Source organism: Rhodococcus sp. IEGM 1409 (genome assembly GCF_030056735.1).
Taxonomy (GTDB): domain Bacteria; phylum Actinomycetota; class Actinomycetes; order Mycobacteriales; family Mycobacteriaceae; genus Rhodococcus_F.
Map to the genome: position 1 here is coordinate 403,630 of NZ_JASHKN010000003.1, position 17,241 is coordinate 420,870.

The window sequence follows — 17,241 nt, forward strand, 5'->3', positions numbered from 1 at the left end:
GTCTTGTCCTGGCACCATGTACGGAGGTATCGACTTGTGGCCGATCGAGCATCCGCGGTGCCAACTTCGGCCAATGCTGTTTCGTTCGGTTGAGATGATGTGGACGGCGCGATTGTGTCCGCACTCGCAAACTTCGGTTGCGTTTTCGCTCATTGCTGTTCCCCCTCGGAAGGCTTGCGGTAGGTAGTAATGGCCCACTCGGCGTCTGCATGAACCCATTGGACTGTTGGCTGATATCCAGTCGCGTCAACGATTTCGTCAGTCGTGAGGCGAATCTCGGGATATTTGCGGACGATTGCGGCGAGAACCTGATTCGCCTTGGCTACCTGCGCAACTTCGCGCTGTTCGCGGGGCGAAAGCCTGGTGACCCTCGCCGGAAACTGGTGGATCGTCACTGCTGTTCCCCTTCCACAGCTGCGCGGATCATCGCCACGTGCTGACGATGCAAGCTGATGTAGAGCGTGTGGTGCGGATTTGCTCGGCCTATCGCGTCAGCCCTCAGTTCGAGGTCATCTGCGAGTGCTTGCATCCTGACGATCGTGGCTTCAGCATTCTCGGCCCGTTCCTGCCACTTCTTGGTTTGTGCGTACATTCGCTGCCCGGTCGATTTCACTGTCTCCGCTATGCGCCCGTTGATGTGTTGCTCCACAACGGCTTCCAGGTATGCAGCGAGGTCGCTGCAGCCGACGGGGGCGCCGTCTTCCCGCAACGCGGTGGCGAGTAGGTCGATCAATACCGAATCAGACATTGGCCACTTCCTCTGCGGGTTCGGCAGGGGCGGGCTGTACGTAGTCGTGGAAGCATTCGTGCCCGGCTGGCAGGACGCATTGAATGACGTCCATGAGTTTCGAGTCACCCAAGGTCCACTTCTGGCACCGCTCCTCGGCGGGAGTCGCCTTGACGGGTTGGGTTGCCGAGCTCGGTGCATCCTCAGGTCCGGGTTGCAGCCACCAGAGGAGCGCGTCCCGGATATCTTGCGGGACATCTTCGACACGAGGCAGGGAACCGACCACTCTAATGTGTGAGCGGAGGCGTTGAACTTCGAACGTCCACGCAGGCTCACTCGAATCAGAGTTGACCCGCATCACAACAGCTCTTGTCATTGTTCCCCTCGTATCCATAGTCGATTTACGTTGCCGTGCCGTGTTTTCCGTGCGGGGGAGCACCAACCGATCTGGCGTATCCGACCGGATTGCGAGTACTTCCCGAACTGCGCCGGCAGAACGTTCGGGTAGTCGTTCATCCACGCGCACGTGTCTTTCGGGAGTCGGTCGCGCACGTGGTCGGCTGAGAATGGTTGACCGAGTTCGATCAGTTCGTCGATCGCGGTTCGGATTCGGACGGGGTGATCGTGGTGCCCGACCGTCGTGGCCGCGAGCGCCGCATTCATGCCGTCGAGTTTGAGTTGCTCACCTGTTGCCATTTCGGTAGCACCCAATCCTTGCCTGATACGCCTGCCACAGAAGCGTGATGGTGGTCAGGGGTCCGGTTCTGTTCTTGCCGGCGATCATCTCGACTTCGCCTGTCTGCATGCCGTTTTGAGTGGTGTGGTGTAGCAACAGCACGACGTCCGCGTCCTGCTCGAGGCTGCCGCTTTCGCGAAGCTCCGCAATCGTCGGAGGGCGGTTCTCTTTCGATGCGCCTCGGTTGAGCTGACAGGCGGTGACGACAGCGATGTCGAGCTCACGGGACATCGTCTTCAATCCCCATGAGATCTCGGCGATCTGACGCTCTCGCGTTGCCCGCGAATCTGTCGGCTTGAGGAGCTGCGCGTAGTCGACAGCGACGAAGTCGAGTCCGTGCGACTGCTTGACCTTCCGCGCCTGCTGCCGAATCTGGTCGACGGTGATCGAAGCCTGGTCTCCGATCCAGAGCGGGACGTCTGCGACCTTCTGGGCGTAGGAGGCGACCATTCCGAGGTTGAGTGCGTCGATGTTGCGTTTGGTTATCTGCTTGTACTCGGCCCGCGCCCCTGCTGCGAGGATGCGCGAGGTGACTTCGATGCGCCCCATCTCGACGGTGAACAGAATTCCCTTGTGACCGTTCTCGGCGGCGTGGGCGGCGATGTTCGTCAGCCCCAACGACTTACCTCCGCCAGGTCGACCGGCGATGAGGTACGAGCGGCCGGGATGTAGACCGCCTGCGAGTACCTCGTTGAGGTCCGGCCATGGTGTTTCGATGGTGCGGATCTTGTCTGCCGGGGTTTCGAGCCACTCCCACCATTCGCCCAGGACGTCGCCGAACTTGTGCAGGTCGCTCGGGGCTTTGGCGGCGGCGAGAGCGTCAAGTTGCCTGTAGGCGTAGGCGAGCAACTCGTCGGTGGGCAGTTCCTCGGCGGCCGTAGTGATCCGACTGAGCGCTGATCGCAGTTTCACGTCCTGCGCGGCGTCGGGCGCGGGCACGAAGTCCGCGAGCCCGAATCCTGCGGCGATATGGTCGGCCGCGTCCTTCCCGGTCTTGGGCTGAACGACGGACACTTCGGCGTGATCGTCGAGAAGTTCGATGAGTTGCTGCGCGTGCTTGAGGCCGGGCGCGTCCATGTCGCGGACGATGATCACGGTCTTGCCGTGCAGAGGCGTCAGGTCGAACAGGTTCGCTTTGCCTGCACCCATCGCGGTGCAGGTGGCCGTAGCGCCCTCGGATTCGAGCGCGTGAACGTCCTTCTCGCCTTCGACCACATAGACCACCCCTGGGGCCTTACGGACGCTCTCAGCGCGATACAGCTCCGTTCCGCGAGTGTTGCCGGACTGTGAGAACTTCTTCTGCGGAGAACGGCGCACGACCCGACCGTCGCCGTACTCGTACTCGGTTCCCTTCGGTGAGTCGAACAGGTCAGCCAGGGTGAGCCCCAACGACTCGAGCACCTGGTCCGTGGGATCGGAGTGCGACCAGACGAGCACCTGGTCGCCGATGTCCTTGATGCTCACGGACTTATCTGCGGCGGAGTGCCCGGGGGCCTGGGCGTTGGCGCGTCCCCCGGAAAGCTCCTGCGCGATCAGGCCTTGCGCGTGGAATGCGTCGACCACGCGTTGATAGGCGATCATCGGCCCAGCTCTCGCGGATGGTGGCGCGTCGAGAGGATCGCGCCGATCAGTCGTTGTCGGTTCTCCCGGATCCACCGGCGTCGAGTTTCGCCGAGCCAGAACTGCTCCTGGGTCGGGGGTACATCGTCGGGGATCGAGACCTCGGGCCACGGAATGCCGGTGAACGTCGGGACGACATCCGCGAACGGGTGCTCGATCCACTCGTCGAGGAATTGCGACGCGTGCTCGTTCGACGACCACACCGGGAGTTCGCCGCAGTAGGCGAGGACGTCACCGGGCATGAGCGGGAACGGGTTGGGCTTGCGGTAGTGCGCCGCAACACCGTCGAGCGCTTCACGCGGCCAGATGTCCTCGCCGGCGAAGCATTCGGCCCATGCCTGGATGGTTTCCTTCGTCGGGTTGATGCGGTGATCGAGCAGGCTTGCCTTCGCGAGGACGGTTCCGGCGATCTCGATGGGGGTGCTCATGAGCGGAGTTCCTTTGCGGGTGTCGATTCGGTGAGGAGTTCGGCGGTCATGCCGAGGACGGACTGTGCGCGGTCGGTGGCGCTGGGCTTGGCGCGTTGGCTACCGAGTCGGCCGTCGAGGTACTGGCCGACGGTCTGCTTGGTGATCGGCTTGCCCATGTCGTAGACCCCGACGATGGCGTCCTCGACGAAGGCCGGTTCGGTGTTGCGGTCGTGGATGGCCCATTTCGCGATCTGCCGAGTCGGGATGAACGCGAACGCTTTGCCGACTCGCTCGTACGCCCGCTCGGTGATGTGCTGCTCGATCGACTTCGTTGTGGCCGCGTCCGGTTTTTTCGGCGCTCGCTTCTTTTTCTCTAAAACTTGAGTAAATGCAGTAGGTGACTTAACAACCTCAACCTCAACCACAACCGACCCTTCCGGTAACCCTTCCGTTAAGGGTTCCGGTAACCCTTCCGTTTCCCCAGGTCGCGGTAAGGGTTCCGCTAACCCTTCGGTGAAGGGTTCCGGGAAGGGTTCGGTGATCCCTTCCGCTAACCCTTCGAGGTGGGTCTGCGCGGCAGTCCACAGCCGGGCGATCTCGTCCAGAATCTTCTCGCTCTTCACGGCAGGCGCTGTCAGTCGGGCCAATTCGCCGCGCATGACGTGAGCGAGCTTGCGGGACTCGATCTGCGAGAGCGCCCGAAGCGCCGACTTGAGCACATTCGGCTGCTTGTCGATCTCATCGCGACGCATGAACGACCGGACCAGGATCTCGCCTGTGTCCTCATCGGTGTAGACGTAGCCGAGACGTTCCATTCGAAGCAGAGACAGCTCGAGCTCTCGCTCGGTGGGGAGTGAATCGCCGTCGCGCATAGCCTTCCGAAGCCTGCGAATGTTGATCGGCTGCACGCCCGCGTAGTTCAGCGAGGGCTGAGCAATCAATGCGATGTAGAGCAGTTTGTCGACTGCCGGTTGAGCGGTGAAATGTTCGTCAGTGAAGATGGAAAACCACACCTTCCCGTACTCGCGGGCCATATTGTCGACCACTTCCATTCGGTAAGTTCTGAATTCGATTGCCGGCGCGCACGTCATGGGCACCTCCGCTTATCCGTCACGGTGATCACCGCTCTCGGCCGCGGCGAGGGCATGCGTCTCGTCCAGTGATTTGCCGAGAAGCGTTGCGATCGTGGAGAACGTGAGCCCGTACTGACGTCCCAGTCGCACGTAGTGCGCGACATGCCGGTCGTCGTCGGCCTTACCGATCGCCTGCAATATTTCGACAGCGTGACGCCGACGGTCCTGCCCCTTGCTGGGGCCAGCATCAGAGCCGACCCCCGCAACGATCGCCAGCAGTTTCCCGTTCTCGCGCCGCAACTCTCGGATCTGCTCAGCCCGCCCATCCGGCGGTGGCCACGGCAAAGACTCGTCCAGCGCTGTCACGACAGCACCGCCTGATCGAACGAGTCCGCGACGAGATCGGAGACCGGCATGTTGAGGAAGTTGGCGAGCTGCACTACCTCGACGCATAGAAATGGCACGCTGCCCGAGAGACGCCGGCGCATCGCCGCAGTCGACAAGTTGACCGCGGTGCACACCTCGACAAAAGGGAGGCACGTCAAATCGATCGCAGACTGAGCCGACTTGCCCAGTGCGACATTGACGGGATTGAGTTCGATTTGGTTGCGTGCGCTCATGCCGACACCTGCCCGATGTCGTCCGAGGTACCGCGAGCAACGTCGACGGCGAGTAAGAGGGTGTGCGCGAGATGCACCGCCTCGTCGAGCGTGAGGGTGTAGCGAGATCCAGCAACCGGGTCGAACCCCTTGCCGCTCTTGGCCTCCCAGCGTTGCAAACTCACAAACGGCTCGGAGGATTTGATGCGCTGCATGATTCGCACATCAGCGTTCGCTGGACTGAGGTCTCGCAGCGCACGCGACGCCGACCCAACGTGATGGGTAAGCGGAACTGACACCGGCATCGAGGACACACCGCAGAGCGACGGGACATGACTGATCAAATCGCAGTCGCGATCTACCCAACTTTTGCCGGCTGCCACGGCGCCAAGCAGCGCGTTCAGATCGATCGAATTGTCGGCGTCGGCACGGCTGTTCCACTGGTCAAGTGCGGTGGTATTTAACGTCACGTTGTCGTCCTCAGTATCAACGGGGGACTGGTCGGCTTCGGGGACAGGTGTTATCGTGCTCATCAGATTGATTCCTTCTGTGTGGTTGGAATTGCTCGTCACGTCCCCGGGCCTGTGGGTAGCAGGCCCGGGGACACTTGCATTACTAGGCAACGAACTGGAGTCCGTACGCCATCACGCGGGCCAACTGCCCGAACTGGTGAGCCGACGGAACGTCGTACACGACACCCGACTGCGCATCCAGATCACGCCGCGCCTCAACACGTTCCGCCAACGACATGGCATCGCGGTTGTCGATCAACTCCCGCTCAGTCACTTTGGATTCCCGAGGTCGAGGAGCTTCGGCAATACTTCGACTCCAGCCCTGGTAACGCGACTGGCGTCCTCTTTGTCCGCGACTAGGATCCGACCGTCGACCCTCGGTAGTACCGCTCCCGCGAGGACTTCCAGATCCGTCTGATCGAAGGCAATAATCGTTGGGCGCTTCGCGTCTCGGCCCTTGACCGTGACGTACGCACCCTTGCCCGGGACAACTTCGAAGATCAGGACGGTTCCGTCGATGACGTTCTTCTGGTGGACGTTCTTCTCGAATACTGGATCGAAACTCATGCCGTCACCCCGAGTTCCTTCGCGACACCTGCGAGGGTTGCCATGTCTTCAAGGTCGAATGCGACGATCTTGATGTCGTCCTCGCCGCGGCCGGCGATTGTGATGTAAGCGCCAGCGTCAGGGTGAACCTGCATCACGTAGATCGTTCCGTCGAGGACGTTCTCCTGCTCCGGACTCTTCTCGATCGCGTAGTGCGTGGGAGCGGACGGTTTCGTGGCTACGTTTTCAGTGGCAGCTTCAATACGTTCAGCGTCAACATGATTCAGATGGACGAGCGCGGAATCAGCCAGTTGCTCGGCCAGTGCGAGAGACTGCTCGGGAGTCAGATTTACATCGATCTTCACAGGGCCGACGATGAGCCCGAGGGTGACAACCTCGCGGCCCTTGTAATCTTCGGCGGGGTCGGCAATGACGCTGAAGCCGTCCAAATCGATGACCGGCTGCGGTTCCGCGTAGAACGTCGGCTGTGAGTAGGGCAACGCTGATGCTTCATTTTCGGGAGTGGTCGTTGTATCGTTCACGGTGAACTCATTCCTTGCTTGGGGATTGGTTGGCCGTCAGCTGTTGCATCCAGCTGGCGGCATTTTTATGCAGCTGCCGAAACTTCTTCGGCGATAAGGACTTTGGACGGCTTGGCGCCGAGCGTGGACAGAGCATCCAGGATCTGCGGCGTCGGGCGGCGGGTCTTGATTGCGGTCGACCAGGACTTGCGGGTCATTCCAGTGCGGCGCTCAAGTTCGAGGAGTGTGCAGATGCCGTTGGCTCGCTTGACTCGCTCAATCTCGTCCAAACTGAGTAGAAACATTCTCTTTTTCACCTCCGATCTGCTTGGTATGGGTAAAAACTAACCCTCGATGAGGTGAATGGCAAGCATGTAACTCTGTTTGTGATGAGCGTTCTACCCATATGTGCAGGTAGGGTTACATTTGACGGGTAAAAAGTTACCCACTAGAGTGATTGCATGACCGACGCGAGAACGTGGTTCAGCTCGATGGCCAAGCGGCGAATCACCGTGACCGAAATAGCCGACCACCTGGAGGTATCCAGGAAGACCGCACAGACAAGAATCACCGAGGGGTTATCGTCGGACGACCTGATCACCATCAGTCGAGCGCTCAACCTCAACCCTGTCGATGCGCTCACGGAGATCGGAAGGCTCACCATCAGTGAGGTATTCGACTACATGGACAGTGAGGGCACCACTGTCGAGACTGCAACAGACGCCCAGCTGGCATTGGAGCTTGCCAGGCGGCTAAGCACGGAGTTGGATCAAATGCTCAAAAAGGCGTCGTCTGACGATTCAGGCAGGTAGTTGACCTGTCTAAGAGCAGGGCTCGGCTATCGAGCTCCCGCGCCGCCGAACAAGACGAGCTCGCTCTGTGCGCCGACAATCTCGTGACGCTTCGCCGAAATGACGGACACAAGCTGAGGGAGCATGTGCGCGTGCAGATTCCAGGCCGAACCCGTGAACCAGAACCAATCCCGATACTTCTTGCGCGGGATTCCGTTCTGCCCGAACACGGACGCGTCTCGGTATGCACGAGCCAGTCCATTTACGGAGTAATCGAACCCGTACCGCTGACGGATCACCGCTGCAGTTTCGCCGTAGGTCCATGTGGTTCCGGGTTCGAGTGTTGCTACCGAGCCTTCGCGACGAAGCGCGGGAAGTACGACCCCGAACACCCACGCCTGAAACCGCTCAACTCGGGCCCGAATCTCGGGGTCCTTGATCTTTGAGGTCTGCCGCTGCCCGAGGGCGCGGTAAAAGCCCTCCTCGGTCAGGTACCAATCTTCCTGATTTCCCAGCCGCATGATTGAGGGCACGGAATGACCTGCGGCTTCGCGTACTTCACGCTTCTCGACGCAATGCTCCGGCAGGGACCGGGCGAGGTTGGCTGCGTCTCGGTAGCCTAGACCTCGGGCGATTGGCGCCATGTACGCGTGAATTTGTCCATGCTCGAATTCGATGGGTAGTTCGAACTCGTCGTTCGAGAACAGTTGGACGTCGCCCACTGCTGAAGTTGTAGACTGCACGATGAACTCTTTCTTTTGAAGGGGATTGAGATTCGGATCGGCGCTGGTCACATATGCGGTTGCACCCGCGTGACCCGTGCCGTTTCTTTCCTTTGGCTGAAGCGTCACTAGGCAACGCCGCCGCGCACGCTGTTGTTTTCCTGTGCCGTCAACCACTCATTCAGCTTCGACAGTCTGTAGACGACACGCTTCTTGCCCAGGACCATCGACTCTGGACCTTCGCCAGCATGTCGCCAGTAGCGGAGTGTGCCGACTGGGATGCCCGTGATATCGCTGACCTGCTTGCTGTTGAGGTACTGATCCTGCGAAGTCATCTTCGCGCCAGAGGTGTGCGTTGGAATGGTCATTACAATCTCCTGGTGTGTTGGCTGAACACCAAAAACGATATACATAACGAAGGTGTTGAGTCAACACACCATTTTGTTGTATCGTTGGGCGTATGGAACTTGATTTGAATGCCGAGATCGGGCGTGCTGTGCAGCAGTTGCGTACGGCTGCTGGAATGTCTCAGGGTGAACTTGCCGATCAACTAACTGCGATGGGAGAGACCTTCCATCAGCAGACTGTTCTGAAGATCGAAAAAGGCACGCGAGCATTGAAATTCACCGAAGCGGTGAAGATCGCCCGAGTGTTTCGCGTATCGGTCGATAGTCTGATTTATAGCGAGGAACGCTTGGAGGAGAGCCTAGAAACACAACGTCGGTTTGATGCTGTGCTGGCTGGCCTCGTGGAGCTGGAGCGTGTCGCGACTGATGTTCAACACACTCGGATAGACCTTGCTGAGTGGGCAGCCAAAGATGGACGCTCAGAGGAGGATCTCCAGTCTGCTCGCGCAATCCTCACTATGGATCCGGCATCAACCGTGAGCAATGTAGTCGAAGATGTGCTGCGGGGCATGTACGCAGAGCTCCCCGGCGTGGGGAATGCTGGGGCGACGAAGATGCTGGAGCTTTTGGGGTGGGATCCGAATAATGACGCCACTGGGGCCTAAATGCCCCACTCGCTGCACTTCTCTTGTGTGGCAGCCTATTGCGTCCACTTGGTGGTTTGTAAGCCATTTGCTTACAGCCTGGGGTCGTCGACTCGGAGCCGGAGTTGCAATGACACCAGTATCTGCGTCTCGCCGCTGGTGTTCTGACGTGCGTTCGTGCTTTCATCTCATCGCCTTGGTGTGAGTTAAGCATGTAGGTGTGATTTCGACACTGCCAATACTGGGGGTTGTTGGCGGTGCTTGTCAAGCACTATGGTGTGATTCATGCACCAACACGAAAGTGCGACGGAGAAGGACACCCGCAAGACCCCGCAGCCAGTAGACGCGCAGTTCGGCGAGATGCTGAAAACAGCCCGAGCTGATCTCGGATGGAGTCAGCGGCGACTGGCGGGGGTTCTTCAGAAGTCCGGGCTGAAAATTGACCCGTCCGCAATTACACGTATCGAAACGGGTCAGCGAGAGCCGAAATTGACAGAGGCCGTTGCGATTGCAAACCTTCTTGGCCTTGACTTGGATTCGCTCACGTACACGCACAGTGGAGACTTCAGGCGAGGAATGGCCCTGGTTCTCGACAATCTGATCGAATCGCGAAAATCGGCCTTGCGCGCCCTGAATGCTGTGGACCTCGCCCTCGCCGGCGCAACCGCGGAAGCAGAGCAGGAACTTATCCCAATCTCGCAATACGACAACGCCGTGGACATCCTCAAGCGTCAGGTTGAACTGTTCTACGAGATGGTCGATCAGGACAAACAGAAAAGCGGTCCAAATTTCGCGCTTCTACACGGCGGAGTTGACAACGACATCAAGAGATCTGTTATTGATGCCATCACCCACAAAATTCTTCGACCTGTGACGTCTGATGACGCTGACGCAGGCAGTGATTTCAATGCGCCGTAACCGACGAGCCGGTGTCGAGGATCTCTGGTGGAAGACGGTCCGCGTCGATGGAAAAGACACAAAGATCGAGACCAAGCTCAATGGAACAGGAAAACGCTGGCGTGCCCGCTACGTCGACCACCAAAGCGCCGAGCACACCAAGAGATTTGATCGCAAGGTTGACGCGCAGGACTGGCTCGACACTGCCACGGCATCACTGAAGCAAGGAACTCACGTTGCGCCGCGTGACGCGCAGGTCACGGTTCAGCAGTGGTGCGATCAATGGATCCTCGGATACGCGGTTCATCGTGACTCAACGGTCCGGCAAGCTCGGACACATATCGCCCAGATAACCGCAGCCTTCGGCGAGATGCAGCTGGCTGCGGTTCGACCGTCAGCGGTCAAAACGTGGACGGCGAAGCTGAAGACAGACGGGCTCGCTGACTCGTACATCTACGCCCTACACTCGCGTCTCGCGCAGATCATGGGCGACGCGGTACTCGACGGGCTGCTCGGACGCAATCCATGCTCGCGTCGAACATCGCCGCCGATGGGACGCGCCAAGGTCTACGTGATCACCACCGAGCAACTGTGGGCAGTTCACGACGCCATGCCAGCACACTATCGAGTAGCGATCCTGCTCGGCGCGTTCGCCGGCCTCCGGATCTCCGAAGCGGCCGCAACGCTCGTCGACGACGTCGACTTCATCAGGGGTGTGGTTCACCCGAAACGTCAGTGGCCCGACAAGCCATTGAAGACGCAGGGGAGTGACGCGGCGATACCGGTGCCGCAGTCTCTCGCACTCATGCTGGCGGCGTCGGTGCAGCAGTGGCCCCATGAGCACATGGTCACGAACGGCGAGGGGAAGGCCGCGGGACCGTGGTTGATCGAACGTGCGTTGCGAGCGGTGAAGGACTCGGGGGACGTCGACCTTCCCGACGAGTTCACATTCCACGACTTGCGCCACTATCTCGCCTCGCTGCTGATCGCGTCGGGCGCGGATATCAAGACAGTTCAGGCGCGGCTGCGGCATGCGAGCGCGAAGACAACGCTCGACACCTACGGTCACCTGTGGCCGGACGCAGACGAGTCCACCCGCTTGGCGATCGATGCTGTGATCACGAAGCGGATGGACTCGGCTGAAACTGCTGCGTACTGACTGCGTACCGAGAGGGTGTTTCCACACTTCCGATGCAGGTCAGTGGGTTAAGAGGATCACACGTCGTAGTAGAGCTCGAACTCGTACGGGTGCGGACGTAGGTTGACCGGAGCGATTTCCTGCTCGCGCTTGAGCGAGATCCAGGTCTCGATCAGGTCGGTGGTGAAGACGCCACCCTCGGTCAGGTACTCGTGATCGGCTTCGAGGCGGTTGATGACCGTCTCGAGGCTGGTCGGAGCCTGCGGGATGTTGCGAGCCTCCTCCGGGGGAAGCTCGTAGAGGTCCTTGTCGACCGGAACCATCGGCTCGATCTTGTTCTTGATGCCGTCCAGGCCGGCCATCATCTGTGCAGCGAAGTTGAGGTAGGGGTTACCCGAGGAGTCGGGTGCGCGGAACTCGAGACGCTTTGCCTTCGGGTTGTTGCCCGTGATCGGGATACGGACAGCTGCCGAGCGGTTGCGCTGGCTGTACACGAGGTTGATGGGAGCTTCGTAGCCCGGCACCAGACGGTGGTACGAGTTGATCGTCGGGTTGGTGAAGGCCAACAGCGACGGAGCGTGGTGCAGGATGCCGCCGATGTAGTGGCGAGCCATGTCCGAGAGGCCTGCGTAGCCGGACTCGTCGTGGAAGAGGGGCTTGCCGTCCTTCCACAGGGACTGGTGTACGTGCATGCCCGAGCCGTTGTCACCGAAGAGCGGCTTCGGCATGAAGGTGGCGGACTTGCCGTGCTGCCAGCAGGTGTTCTTGACGATGTACTTGAACAGCTGCAGGTCGTCGGCCGCTGCGAGCAGCGTGTTGAACTTGTAGTTGATCTCCTGCTGTCCGCCGGTGCCGACCTCGTGGTGGCCGCGCTCGAGCTCGAAGCCCGCGTTGGTCAGGTTGGTGGAGATCTCGTCGCGCAGGTCCACGTAGTGGTCGTACGGAGCAACGGGGAAGTAGCCGCCCTTGGCGCGAACCTTGTAACCGAGGTTCGGGGAGCCGTCGGCGTTGGTCTCTGCGCCGGTGTTCCAGGAACCGGAGATGGAATCCAGCTCGTAGAAAGCGGAGTTCATGCCGGAGTCGTAGCGAACCGAGTCGAAGATGTAGAACTCGGCCTCGGCGCCGAAGAATGCGGTGTCCGCGATGCCGGTGCTGACCAAGTACTCCTCGGCCTTGCGGGCAACGTTGCGCGGGTCGCGACTGTAGGACTCACGGGTGAACGGGTCGTGCACGAAGAAGTTGATGTTGAGGGTCTTCGCCTTGCGGAAGGGATCGATCTGCGCCGTGGTGACGTCGGGAAGCAACATCATGTCGGACTCGTGGATCGACTGGAATCCGCGGACCGAAGATCCGTCGAACGCGAGGCCGTCCTCGAACACGTCCTGGTTGAAAGCAGACGCCGGGATCGAGAAGTGCTGCTGGACGCCGGGCAGGTCGCTGAACCGAATGTCGACATACTCGATGTTCTCGTCCGCGATGTACTTGATGACCTCTTCGGCCGTGGTGAACGCCACGCTTGTGCTCCTTAAGTCGCTTCAGCCAAGTGATGTCGGTTGAATCCGTCGAGGCAGACGGTAGGGAGCTGGTGTTGCCCGCTCGTCAACCCTTTGTTTCGGCAGTGTTACGCGTCGCAGCATCCTGGGGATTTCCGAAACCCATGTGACCGGCCACACAGTTAAAACCCGGCAAATCTGGACTACGGTGCTGCGACGCCTATCCTGGACAGCATGGCACGAATCACCGGAACTTGGCTCTCTGGGCCTGAAGCAGCTTTGCCGAAGAATGCGGACGGTCGTGAGCAGTCTTATCGCGGCGAGTTTCTCGGCTTCCCCCAGGAGGGCCCCGGATCGCTGGTCGGTTCGGGCCGTCGTATCGCCGCACTGTTGGTGGATTGGGTTATGGCCGTGGGAGTGGCCTCGCTCATCACCGGCGACTTCTTCGACGGTATGACCTCCACGATCACGCTGATGGTGTGGTTCGCTGTCGGCGTCGTCACCGTGGCGCTGTTCAACTTCACACCGGGGCAATTCGTTCTCGGACTTCAGGTTGCGCGAATCGAAGGCCCGATTCGAGTGGGCTTCGTGCGCGCGCTCGGGCGTCAGGCACTTCTCGTGTTCGTGATTCCTGCGACGATCACCGACATCGACGGTCGCGGTATGCAGGACCGCGCGACCGGCACTTTGCTCGTGAAGTCGCGCTGACACGAACTTCTCGAACGAAGAAAGACCCGGGTCCGTATGGGCCCGGGTCTTTCGTTTGCTGTGGGGGAGTGTCAGCGACGACGAATGGTTCGCTGCATTCCCTTCATCTTCGCGCCTCCGGGCATCGGGCCCTTGGGAAGCGCTGCTCCGCCGCCGCGTGCGCTGAGCGCTGCGAGCCGGCCTTCGATGTTGTCCATACGCTTGGTGTCGATGTTGCGCGGCAGCTTGTTCAGGTAACGCTGGAGCTGCGAGAGCGGAACCTGACCCTCGTCGTTTCCGATGATGATGTCGTAGATCGGGGTGTCGCCTATGAGACGCGCAGTCTTCTTCTTCTCCTGCGCGAGGAGGCCCTTGACGCGTTGCGGCGAACCCTCGGCGACGAGGATGACACCCGGCCGTCCGACGACGCGGTGAACGGCATCGAGCTGGGTGGTGCCGGCGACGGCGTTCGTGACGCGCCACGCGCCCTGCATGTTGTCGAGTGCCCACGCGGCGGCGCCGGCCTGGCCCTCAGCCTTCTTGTAGACCGATTTCTGGACGCGGCGACCGAAGATGATGAAGGCGCCGAGGAGGCCGAGAACGATGCCGATCGGCAGCAGGAACCACTGAATGCCCCAGATGAGACCGACCAGGAAGAAGACCAGAGCCGCACCCACAAGGGTGCCGATCATCAGCGGCAGAAGGAGCTTGTCGTCCTTGCGCTGCATCTGGAACGCCTGCCAGAGCTGAGTTCTGCGTTCCTTGGAAGCCTGCTTGCGGGCAGCCTTCGCTGCAGCCTTTGCCTCTTTGGTGGGTTTGCCCTTACCGGATTTGCTGCCGTTCGCCATGTACCCAGGATACGTCCATTGCTGTGCGCCTTTACTAACCGCCCGCGGTTAATAAAGGCGCACAGCAAAAAGTGGATCAGCGATTCAGGCGCGCCATGAGGGAGCTGGCTTCCTGGGAAGCGTCGCCGCCCTCGGTCAGATGACGCTGCGCCTCGGGAAGTTCACGGCCGTGATGCGCCATGGCCTGCGCATACAGGCGGCCGGCACGGTACGACGAGCGAACCAACGGACCAGCCATGACGCCGGCGAAGCCCATCTCTTCTGCAGCCTTCGAGTGCGCGACGAACTCCTCGGGCTTGACCCACCGCTCGACGGGGTGGTGCCGGGGCGAGGGGCGCAGGTACTGGGTGATGGTGAGGATGTCGCAACCGGCGGCGTGGAGATCTGCCATCGCCTCGGTGACCTCTTCAGGGGTTTCGCCCATACCGAGGATCAGGTTGGACTTGGTGACCAGTCCGTAATCGCGTGCCGCGGTGATGACGTCGAGGCTGCGCTGGTACCGGAATGCCGGACGGATCCGCTTGAAGATGCGGGGGACGGTCTCGAGGTTGTGTGCGAGTACCTCGGGGCGTGAGGCGAAGACCTCGTCGAGCAGTTCGGGCTTGCCGTTGAAGTCCGGAACCAGGTTCTCTACGCCGGTGCCCGGGTTGAGTTCGTGGATCTTGCGGACGGTCTCGGCATAGAGCCAGGCGCCGCCGTCGGGGAGGTCGTCGCGGGCGACGCCGGTGATCGTGGAGTACCGAAGCCCCATGGCCTGAACGCTTTCGGCGACGCGACGCGGCTCGTCGCGGTCGAGGGCCTCGGGCTTGCCGGTGTCGATCTGGCAGAAGTCGCAGCGGCGTGTGCACTGCTCTCCGCCGATCAGGAACGTGGCTTCGCGGTCTTCCCAGCATTCGTAGATGTTGGGGCAGCCCGCTTCCTCGCAGACGGTGTGCAAACCTTCACGCTTGACCAGGCCCTTGAGCTCCGTGTACTCGGGGCCCATCTTTGCGCGGGTCTTGATCCAGTTGGGTTTGCGTTCGATGGGCGTCTCCGCGTTTCGGATCTCGAGACGGAGCAGCTTACGTCCTTCTGGGGCGATAGTCACGACAGTGATCCTACGCCCGGTGATTACTGCAACGGGGTTCGGGCGAGCCCGTCAGCTGTATTGAACGGTAGTAAAAGTCGGAGTAGGCGAAGCGCTTTCGAAGGTGACGCGCTCGACGTTGCGTTCGGTGACGGGCATGGTTCCGTCGAGAGCAGCGATCACGGCCGTGGTGACGGCGGGAGTGACCTCGTCCACTGTGACGCCCCGACCGAGTTCGTGTGACAGCGTCGTCACCCCCGCGTCACGGATCCCGCAGGGAATGATGTTGTCGAATCCGGTCAGCACCGAATTGCAGTTCAGGGCGAAACCGTGCAGCGCCACACCACGTTGAACGCGCACACCGATGGCAGAAACCTTGCGCTCGGGCTTGAACTCTCCGTTGGAGAGTTCGGCAGGCAGCCAGACGCCCGAGCGGCCGTCGATCCGCCCGCAGTTCAGGCCGAGGTCCGTGCACACCGTGATCAGTGCTTCCTCGATGCGTCGTACGTACCGCACCACGTCGATAGGCTCGGCCAGTTTCACGATCGGATACCCGACCAGTTGGCCGGGGCCGTGCCAGGTGATCTTCCCGCCGCGGTCGACATCGATGACCGGTGTGCCGTCGACAGGTCGATCTTCCGGTTCCGTGCGTCGCCCAGCCGTGTACACCGGGGGATGTTCCAGGAGCAGTAGCGTGTCCGGCCCGACGTCCTCTGCCCGCGCTGCCGCGAGCTCACGCTGACGGTCCCACGCGGCGTTGTAGTCGATCAATCCGAGTTGCTCGACGGCGATCGGCAGTTTCGAGAACCGGGCGGAAACGGCAGCGCTGCTCATGGAAGTAGAGATTACGCCCGACTTCGGACTCAACCGAGTGCGGCCGCCAGCGCTTCGCCGATCGTGTTGTGGCGGAAGGAGAATCCCGCCTTTTCCAAAGCCGCGGGAATGGCGCGCTGCCCACCCAGGATGCCGCTCTTGGCGAATTCTCCGATCAAGGCTTCGAGAGCGAACCCGGGAACGATCCACGGCGCCGGGCGGTGAACTGCGCGGGACATGGCGTCGTTGAACTGGGCGTTGGTGACAGGGGCCGGACCAGTCAGGTTGACGGGACCGGAGAGTTCGGGATTTGTGAGCCCGAACTTGATCGCGTCGCACTCGTCCTCGAGTGAGATCCACGGAAAGTACTGGCGCCCGTTACCCAGTCGCCCGCCGAGGCCGAACGAATAAATGCGCCGAAGCCGACCGAGCATGCCGCCGTGGGGTGAAATCACGACGCCCGAGCGCAGATTGACCACGCGGGCGCCTGCCCTGCGCGCGGGCTCGGTGGCAAGTTCCCAGTCTCGACACGTCGTGGCGAGAAAGTCGGTGCCTGCCGGCGAATCCTCGTCGACGATCTTGTCGCCGGTGTCGCCGTAATAGCCGACGGCGCTGGCGTTGGCGAGGACGGGAACCTTCTGGCTCGCGACAGCTTCGGCCAAGACATCGGTGGCAACTATGCGGCTGTCACGGATCGCTTGCTTGTAGGACCCCGACCACCGTTTGTCGCCGATGCCGACGCCACAGAGGTTCACGACGGCGTCAGCGCCCCGCAGGACGGAGAGGTCCAGACGGTCGTGGTCCGGGTCCCAACGCGATTCGTCGGGTCCGGCGATCGACCGCCGCACCAGACGCACCACTTCGTGGTTGTCGGAACGCAACGATGACACCAAGGCCGTTCCGATCAAACCGGACGAGCCGGCGATGACTACTCGCATTCGGAAAGCCTCCTTCGATTCAGCCTGCTTCGATATCCGACCTTATATATCCGACCGTACTGAAAAAGCCGGGGCGCCACCTCCTGATGGAGATGACGCCCCGGCTGGAAGAG

The 17,241-nt window shown here is 60.9% G+C and carries 25 protein-coding genes; 5 read left to right on the forward strand and 20 right to left on the reverse strand.

Features of this window, described 5'->3' with window-relative positions:
- Positions 1 to 149 precede the first annotated feature (149 nt).
- The 13 genes from QM716_RS11910 to QM716_RS11970 all read right to left on the reverse strand — a co-directional run bounded on the left by QM716_RS11910 (position 150) and on the right by QM716_RS11970 (position 7,049).
- Positions 150 to 395 (reverse strand): hypothetical protein, encoded by a 246-nt coding sequence (locus tag QM716_RS11910; RefSeq protein ID WP_283304324.1) that lies wholly within the window; start codon positions 393 to 395, stop codon positions 150 to 152.
- A complete protein-coding gene (locus QM716_RS11915; RefSeq protein WP_283304325.1) occupies positions 392 to 748 on the reverse strand; it encodes a hypothetical protein in 357 nt (118 codons plus the stop codon). Before QM716_RS11915 ends, QM716_RS11910 begins: the two co-directional genes overlap by 4 nt.
- A 351-nt stretch (positions 749 to 1,099) precedes the next feature.
- Positions 1,100 to 1,423, reverse strand: a complete 324-nt coding sequence (locus tag QM716_RS11920; RefSeq protein ID WP_283304326.1) for a hypothetical protein — start codon at positions 1,421 to 1,423, stop codon at positions 1,100 to 1,102.
- On the reverse strand, positions 1,410 to 3,044 hold the full coding sequence (locus tag QM716_RS11925; RefSeq protein ID WP_283304327.1) for a DnaB-like helicase C-terminal domain-containing protein: 1,635 nt from the start codon (positions 3,042 to 3,044) through the stop codon (positions 1,410 to 1,412). The genes QM716_RS11920 and QM716_RS11925 overlap by 14 nt, the downstream gene beginning before the upstream one ends.
- Entirely contained in the window at positions 3,041 to 3,511 is a 471-nt protein-coding gene (locus QM716_RS11930; protein ID WP_283304328.1) for a hypothetical protein, read from the reverse strand. The genes QM716_RS11925 and QM716_RS11930 overlap by 4 nt, the downstream gene beginning before the upstream one ends.
- A complete protein-coding gene (locus QM716_RS11935) occupies positions 3,508 to 4,539 on the reverse strand; it encodes a hypothetical protein (RefSeq protein WP_283304329.1) in 1,032 nt (343 codons plus the stop codon). Before QM716_RS11935 ends, QM716_RS11930 begins: the two co-directional genes overlap by 4 nt.
- 57 nt (positions 4,540 to 4,596) lie before the next feature.
- On the reverse strand, positions 4,597 to 4,932 hold the full coding sequence (locus tag QM716_RS11940; protein ID WP_283304330.1) for a hypothetical protein: 336 nt from the start codon (positions 4,930 to 4,932) through the stop codon (positions 4,597 to 4,599).
- Complete coding sequence (locus QM716_RS11945; RefSeq protein WP_283304331.1) at positions 4,929 to 5,186, reverse strand: helix-turn-helix domain-containing protein; 258 nt, start codon at positions 5,184 to 5,186, stop codon at positions 4,929 to 4,931. Before QM716_RS11945 ends, QM716_RS11940 begins: the two co-directional genes overlap by 4 nt.
- The gene (locus tag QM716_RS11950; protein WP_283304332.1) at positions 5,183 to 5,698 is read right to left on the reverse strand and encodes a hypothetical protein; all 516 of its coding nucleotides are present in this window, start codon (positions 5,696 to 5,698) and stop codon (positions 5,183 to 5,185) included. Before QM716_RS11950 ends, QM716_RS11945 begins: the two co-directional genes overlap by 4 nt.
- An 82-nt stretch (positions 5,699 to 5,780) precedes the next feature.
- Entirely contained in the window at positions 5,781 to 5,951 is a 171-nt protein-coding gene (locus tag QM716_RS11955) for a hypothetical protein (protein ID WP_283304333.1), read from the reverse strand.
- Positions 5,948 to 6,244, reverse strand: coding sequence for a hypothetical protein (locus QM716_RS11960; protein WP_283304334.1), 297 nt, complete (start codon positions 6,242 to 6,244; stop codon positions 5,948 to 5,950). Before QM716_RS11960 ends, QM716_RS11955 begins: the two co-directional genes overlap by 4 nt.
- Positions 6,241 to 6,765 carry a hypothetical protein gene (locus tag QM716_RS11965; RefSeq protein WP_283304335.1) on the reverse strand — a complete coding sequence of 175 codons (525 nt, stop codon included), beginning with the start codon at positions 6,763 to 6,765 and terminating at the stop codon, positions 6,241 to 6,243. Before QM716_RS11965 ends, QM716_RS11960 begins: the two co-directional genes overlap by 4 nt.
- 65 nt (positions 6,766 to 6,830) lie before the next feature.
- Positions 6,831 to 7,049, reverse strand: coding sequence for an XRE family transcriptional regulator (locus tag QM716_RS11970; RefSeq protein ID WP_283304336.1), 219 nt, complete (start codon positions 7,047 to 7,049; stop codon positions 6,831 to 6,833).
- A gap of 156 nt (positions 7,050 to 7,205) precedes the next feature.
- On the opposite strand from QM716_RS11970, the gene QM716_RS11975 reads away from it, so the two are divergent.
- Positions 7,206 to 7,556 (forward strand): hypothetical protein, encoded by a 351-nt coding sequence (locus QM716_RS11975; RefSeq protein ID WP_283304337.1) that lies wholly within the window; start codon positions 7,206 to 7,208, stop codon positions 7,554 to 7,556.
- A 26-nt stretch (positions 7,557 to 7,582) separates the two neighbouring features.
- On the opposite strand, the gene QM716_RS11980 is transcribed toward QM716_RS11975, so the two are convergent.
- Together QM716_RS11980 and QM716_RS11985 are read right to left on the reverse strand one after the other, a co-directional pair.
- On the reverse strand, positions 7,583 to 8,278 hold the full coding sequence (locus QM716_RS11980) for a BRO-N domain-containing protein (RefSeq protein WP_283304338.1): 696 nt from the start codon (positions 8,276 to 8,278) through the stop codon (positions 7,583 to 7,585).
- A gap of 107 nt (positions 8,279 to 8,385) precedes the next feature.
- Positions 8,386 to 8,625, reverse strand: coding sequence for a helix-turn-helix transcriptional regulator (locus QM716_RS11985; RefSeq protein WP_283304339.1), 240 nt, complete (start codon positions 8,623 to 8,625; stop codon positions 8,386 to 8,388).
- A 92-nt stretch (positions 8,626 to 8,717) separates the two neighbouring features.
- Between QM716_RS11985 and QM716_RS11990 the strand changes: the two genes are divergently transcribed.
- The 3 genes from QM716_RS11990 (at position 8,718) to QM716_RS12000 (ending at position 11,304) form a co-directional block, all read left to right on the forward strand.
- Positions 8,718 to 9,269, forward strand: a complete 552-nt coding sequence (locus QM716_RS11990) for a helix-turn-helix transcriptional regulator (protein ID WP_283304340.1) — start codon at positions 8,718 to 8,720, stop codon at positions 9,267 to 9,269.
- A 264-nt stretch (positions 9,270 to 9,533) separates the two neighbouring features.
- Positions 9,534 to 10,166 carry a helix-turn-helix domain-containing protein gene (locus QM716_RS11995; RefSeq protein WP_283304341.1) on the forward strand — a complete coding sequence of 211 codons (633 nt, stop codon included), beginning with the start codon at positions 9,534 to 9,536 and terminating at the stop codon, positions 10,164 to 10,166.
- Positions 10,156 to 11,304, forward strand: coding sequence for a tyrosine-type recombinase/integrase (locus tag QM716_RS12000; RefSeq protein WP_283304342.1), 1,149 nt, complete (start codon positions 10,156 to 10,158; stop codon positions 11,302 to 11,304). The genes QM716_RS11995 and QM716_RS12000 overlap by 11 nt, the downstream gene beginning before the upstream one ends.
- Positions 11,305 to 11,360: 56 nt before the next feature.
- Here the strand turns inward: QM716_RS12000 and glnA are convergent, their stop codons facing one another.
- Positions 11,361 to 12,797 (reverse strand): type I glutamate--ammonia ligase, encoded by a 1,437-nt coding sequence (glnA, locus tag QM716_RS12005; RefSeq protein WP_283304343.1) that lies wholly within the window; start codon positions 12,795 to 12,797, stop codon positions 11,361 to 11,363.
- Positions 12,798 to 13,010: 213 nt separating this feature from the next.
- Here glnA and QM716_RS12010 point away from each other — a divergent pair, with 213 nt between their 5' ends.
- Positions 13,011 to 13,484 carry an RDD family protein gene (locus QM716_RS12010; RefSeq protein ID WP_172932084.1) on the forward strand — a complete coding sequence of 158 codons (474 nt, stop codon included), beginning with the start codon at positions 13,011 to 13,013 and terminating at the stop codon, positions 13,482 to 13,484.
- 71 nt (positions 13,485 to 13,555) lie between these two features.
- On the opposite strand, the gene QM716_RS12015 is transcribed toward QM716_RS12010, so the two are convergent.
- From QM716_RS12015 to QM716_RS12030, 4 genes are all read right to left on the reverse strand, one after another.
- The gene (locus tag QM716_RS12015; RefSeq protein WP_283304344.1) at positions 13,556 to 14,311 is read right to left on the reverse strand and encodes a DUF4191 domain-containing protein; all 756 of its coding nucleotides are present in this window, start codon (positions 14,309 to 14,311) and stop codon (positions 13,556 to 13,558) included.
- Between the two features lie 76 nt (positions 14,312 to 14,387).
- Positions 14,388 to 15,398, reverse strand: coding sequence for a lipoyl synthase (gene lipA, locus QM716_RS12020; RefSeq protein ID WP_003941610.1), 1,011 nt, complete (start codon positions 15,396 to 15,398; stop codon positions 14,388 to 14,390).
- Between the two features lie 51 nt (positions 15,399 to 15,449).
- Complete coding sequence (gene lipB, locus QM716_RS12025) at positions 15,450 to 16,211, reverse strand: lipoyl(octanoyl) transferase LipB (RefSeq protein ID WP_283304345.1); 762 nt, start codon at positions 16,209 to 16,211, stop codon at positions 15,450 to 15,452.
- 29 nt (positions 16,212 to 16,240) lie between these two features.
- Complete coding sequence (locus QM716_RS12030; protein WP_283304346.1) at positions 16,241 to 17,128, reverse strand: TIGR01777 family oxidoreductase; 888 nt, start codon at positions 17,126 to 17,128, stop codon at positions 16,241 to 16,243.
- Between the last annotated feature and the right edge of the window lie 113 nt (positions 17,129 to 17,241).

What these genes read in the sequence shown, in the direction of transcription:
- QM716_RS11915 (WP_283304325.1), bottom strand. Translation starts at nt 748, where the DNA reads ATGTCTGATTCGGTATTGATCGACCTACTCGCCACCGCGTTGCGGGAA.
- QM716_RS11970 (WP_283304336.1), bottom strand. Translation starts at nt 7,049, where the DNA reads ATGTTTCTACTCAGTTTGGACGAGATTGAGCGAGTCAAGCGAGCCAAC.
- QM716_RS11985 (WP_283304339.1), bottom strand. Translation starts at nt 8,625, where the DNA reads ATGACCATTCCAACGCACACCTCTGGCGCGAAGATGACTTCGCAGGAT.
- lipB (WP_283304345.1), bottom strand. Translation starts at nt 16,211, where the DNA reads ATGAGCAGCGCTGCCGTTTCCGCCCGGTTCTCGAAACTGCCGATCGCC.
- QM716_RS11995 (WP_283304341.1), top strand. Translation starts at nt 9,534, where the DNA reads ATGCACCAACACGAAAGTGCGACGGAGAAGGACACCCGCAAGACCCCG.
- QM716_RS12030 (WP_283304346.1), bottom strand. Translation starts at nt 17,128, where the DNA reads ATGCGAGTAGTCATCGCCGGCTCGTCCGGTTTGATCGGAACGGCCTTG.
- QM716_RS12010 (WP_172932084.1), top strand. Translation starts at nt 13,011, where the DNA reads ATGGCACGAATCACCGGAACTTGGCTCTCTGGGCCTGAAGCAGCTTTG.
- QM716_RS11925 (WP_283304327.1), bottom strand. Translation starts at nt 3,044, where the DNA reads ATGATCGCCTATCAACGCGTGGTCGACGCATTCCACGCGCAAGGCCTG.
- QM716_RS11960 (WP_283304334.1), bottom strand. Translation starts at nt 6,244, where the DNA reads ATGAGTTTCGATCCAGTATTCGAGAAGAACGTCCACCAGAAGAACGTC.
- QM716_RS11950 (WP_283304332.1), bottom strand. Translation starts at nt 5,698, where the DNA reads ATGAGCACGATAACACCTGTCCCCGAAGCCGACCAGTCCCCCGTTGAT.
- QM716_RS11945 (WP_283304331.1), bottom strand. Translation starts at nt 5,186, where the DNA reads ATGAGCGCACGCAACCAAATCGAACTCAATCCCGTCAATGTCGCACTG.
- QM716_RS11990 (WP_283304340.1), top strand. Translation starts at nt 8,718, where the DNA reads ATGGAACTTGATTTGAATGCCGAGATCGGGCGTGCTGTGCAGCAGTTG.
- QM716_RS11920 (WP_283304326.1), bottom strand. Translation starts at nt 1,423, where the DNA reads ATGGCAACAGGTGAGCAACTCAAACTCGACGGCATGAATGCGGCGCTC.
- QM716_RS12000 (WP_283304342.1), top strand. Translation starts at nt 10,156, where the DNA reads ATGCGCCGTAACCGACGAGCCGGTGTCGAGGATCTCTGGTGGAAGACG.
- QM716_RS11975 (WP_283304337.1), top strand. Translation starts at nt 7,206, where the DNA reads ATGACCGACGCGAGAACGTGGTTCAGCTCGATGGCCAAGCGGCGAATC.
- QM716_RS11930 (WP_283304328.1), bottom strand. Translation starts at nt 3,511, where the DNA reads ATGAGCACCCCCATCGAGATCGCCGGAACCGTCCTCGCGAAGGCAAGC.
- QM716_RS12015 (WP_283304344.1), bottom strand. Translation starts at nt 14,311, where the DNA reads ATGGCGAACGGCAGCAAATCCGGTAAGGGCAAACCCACCAAAGAGGCA.